Below are 3,151 nucleotides of genomic sequence, written 5' to 3' on the forward strand. Positions count from 1 at the left end.
AAATCCCTGATTCTTGATATAAATCAGGCACTTAGTTTATAGAAGCCCCCTTAAGAAGATCCTTGATCCACTCCACCCCACCCTTGGCTTCGAGTCTCTCGAACTCAACATCCGTCAATCTGAAAGCCACCATGTGAGGACGTTTCTCTCGATCCTCATCACCTTCGGGCAGGGCAGCCACGACCTCCTTCACGAACAATGAGTTCCCCAGCACTTTTAGGCGAGCCGCCACATCAACCGGGAACGACAATGTTATGACCTTGCGCCCCTGCGGGTACAGCGGAGGTCTGCCCATTCTTGTCGGCATCTTCTCGCTTGAAGCCTCTTTGACTTCACTCTTAGTTTGCTTCTTTCGCATTTACGTAAGTGTGTTTGTGTGGTAGTATCACCACTGAGGATCATTGAAACCTTCGATGATTCTACGGGACCTCAGTCCTTGAAGACTTCTCCGTTCGCCACAAAGACGGCCGCCCGCGGGCCGATCCACTAATCACAAATCCCAAGCGAACGGAAGGTTCGTGAGCCAATCAAGACCGACTCCTGATGCCGTGAGGCTTCAGTGCTCCCCTTGTGCGCTCACACGCGACAGCTTCGCAACAGGAACCTGTACGCCTCAGACGACTCCCGCTCATGGCTCGTCCGAGGTCCGAAAGTTCCACACAATCTTCCTGGGAGGGAAAGAAAATGCTCGATCCGCGACTCTGCATGGTGATCATCGACGGCGCCGTGCGCACCGAGGACATCGCCTCATGCACCCTTACGCGACAAGGGCCTGCCATCGTCTTCGCCGACTACCTCGAGAAGGTGTACGTCTACAGCCGCGCTCGCTGCCAGGTTCTCACCGAGCCCGAGGAGTTTCTGCCCCAGGAATGGCGCTTCTATTGGAAGACCGCCAAGGGGCTCGTGCGTCAGTTTCCGACTGTCGCCCGGAAGTTCTCTACGCTTTTCTTCGGCCGCTGGTACTTCGAGATGTCTGACGGCACGTCCTGCACGAAGGGCCTCCAGGAGGTCTTCTGCGAGCGCCTCGGCGCCGCGGAAGCACTCCGCGCGCGCGACCCCTTCCAGTACCTCACGCACGCCGCCGCGCTCTCCGAGATCCCCTCGCCCGACGGATCGACGAAGCCGCTGAGTCTCGCGAAGTACTTCGAGCGACTCGACTTCTCGCTCACAGAGAAGCGCCTCATACACACGTGGCTCGACCCGAAGGCCTATCCCGTCCGCGAAGTCAAAAGCTGGACCTACCACGAAGTCATCTACCCCTTCGGCGTCAATGCAAGCCAGAGGGAGGCCGTCACGCGCGCGCTCAGCTCGAGCCTCTCCGTGATCGAAGGCCCTCCCGGCACCGGCAAGACCCAGACGATCCTCAACATCATCGCCAATTTGATCATCCGCGGCAGGAGCACGCTCGTTGTCTCGAACAGCAACTCCGCCACCTCCAATGTCGTTGAAAAGCTCGAGGCCGCAGACCTCGGCTGCCTCTGCGCGAAGCTCGGCCGCGCCGAGTTCGTCGAGGCCTTCAAGGCCTCCCAGGCGGAGAACACGCTGCCGGCCATGTCGGACTGGCAGCTCCTCTGGTGGACGGCGGCGAGGTATCGTCGGCGCATCCGCAAACTCAACAAGAGCATCGACCGCCTGCTCACGGTCGAGCGCGAGCACGCGCGCGTGAAGGACCTGCTCGCCGCCGCCGAGACCGAGCTCCGCAACTTCACGGCGTCCGTTGCTCTCCCCGACATCGCGCTCCGTCCCCTTCCCTGGGCGATCAAGTATGAGGAACTCATGGCGCTCCGCGTCCGCATGGCCGATGACTCCGCCCCTGAGGAAGAGCGCGGTCTCTTCGCGTGGCTGAAGCGCTGGCTCTCGAAGCGCCGGGTCTCGAGCATCTTCACCGAACCCGCACGCTGGCAGGAGCTCCCGACCGAGTCGAAGCTCCTGGTGCTCGACCGCGCGCTCTGCACGCTCAAGATCGCTGAGCTTGAGGAGGAGCTCGCCAGCCTCGGGAAGGAGCTCGCGAAGGGGCGCCTCCAGGACATGCAGGGCGAAGTTCAGAGGCTCTCGATGGCTCTGCTCCGGAGCTGTGTTGCCTACCGCCTCGAGGACTTCGACCACGGCGCCGCCGAGCCGATCGGCAGCCCCGACTTCACCTGGCGATACCCGGTGGTCACAAGCTCGACCTTCTCGTCGGCGAAGACCCTGCAGGAACGCGAGCTTTTTGACTACGTCATCATGGACGAGGCCTCCCAGGTCGCTATCCCCGCGGGCGCGCTCTCGATCGCCTGCGCCGAGAACGCCGTCATCGTCGGCGACTCGAAGCAGCTCCCGCACGTGGTCTCGGACCGAAACAAGCTGGAACTCGAGCATCTTTTCGGAATGTTCAAGCTCCCGGAGGGCATGAACGCCGCGAAGCACTCCTTCCTCGACTCCGTCAAGATGACCGTCCCGGACGTGCCGTGCACGCTCCTGCGCGAGCACTACCGGTGCGACCCGAAGATCATCGGCTTCTCGAACGCCATGTACTACGGCGGCGAGCTTGTGGTCATGACGAAGGACCGCAGCGACGAGCCCCGCGTCAACGCGACGTCGCCGGCGCTGAAAGTCATCCGCACGGTGCCGGGGGCGCACGCCCGCGGTCACGTCAACGAGCGCGAGGCCGAGGCCGTCGCCGCGGAGGTCGCCCGCATCCGCGCCGAGAACCCCGGGGCCTCGATCGGCGTGATAACGCCTTTCCGCCGCCAGGCCGAGCTTCTCCAGAGGAAGACCGGTCTCGGCGAGGAAGACGTCTCGACCGTGCACAAGTTCCAGGGCCGCGAGCGCGACGCCGTCATCCTCTCGACCGTCGGCAACGTCATCACCCCGTTCATTGAGGATCCTCATCTGCTGAATGTCGCGGTCTCCAGGGCAAAGAAGAGTCTCACGCTCGTCACGACCGGCAACGACATTCCGGAGACCTCCGACATCGGCCAGCTGATCCGCTGGATCGAGTACGAGTCCGGCACGGTAACGGAGTCCGAGGTCCGCTCTGTCTTCGACCTCCTCTACTCCGACTATGCCGAGGCCCGCCGCAGGTACCTCAGGAATCATGACCGCATATCCGAGTTTGACTCCGAGAATCTCGTGAACGCCCTCATTCACAACATCCTCCGCTCCGACAAGT

General features: G+C 62.1%; 2 protein-coding genes. One reads left to right on the forward strand and one right to left on the reverse strand.

What is annotated here, in order from left to right:
- Window positions 1–31: 31 nt before the first annotated feature.
- On the reverse strand, window positions 32–358 hold the full coding sequence (locus Q4F91_RS13235) for a hypothetical protein (protein ID WP_303338202.1): 327 nt from the start codon (window positions 356–358) through the stop codon (window positions 32–34).
- 326 nt (window positions 359–684) lie between these two features.
- Between Q4F91_RS13235 and Q4F91_RS13240 the strand changes: the two genes are divergently transcribed.
- Window positions 685–3,151, forward strand: a 2,467-nt coding sequence (locus Q4F91_RS13240; protein ID WP_303338203.1) for an ATP-binding protein, incomplete at its 3' end; no start/stop codon positions are given.

It is taken from the genome of Sutterella sp., from assembly GCF_030539355.1.
Classification (GTDB): Bacteria; Pseudomonadota; Gammaproteobacteria; order Burkholderiales; family Burkholderiaceae_F; genus Sutterella.

Excerpts from the sequence above, each read along its gene's own strand:
- Q4F91_RS13235 (WP_303338202.1), bottom strand. The coding sequence starts at position 358 with ATGCGAAAGAAGCAAACTAAGAGTGAAGTCAAAGAGGCTTCAAGCGAG.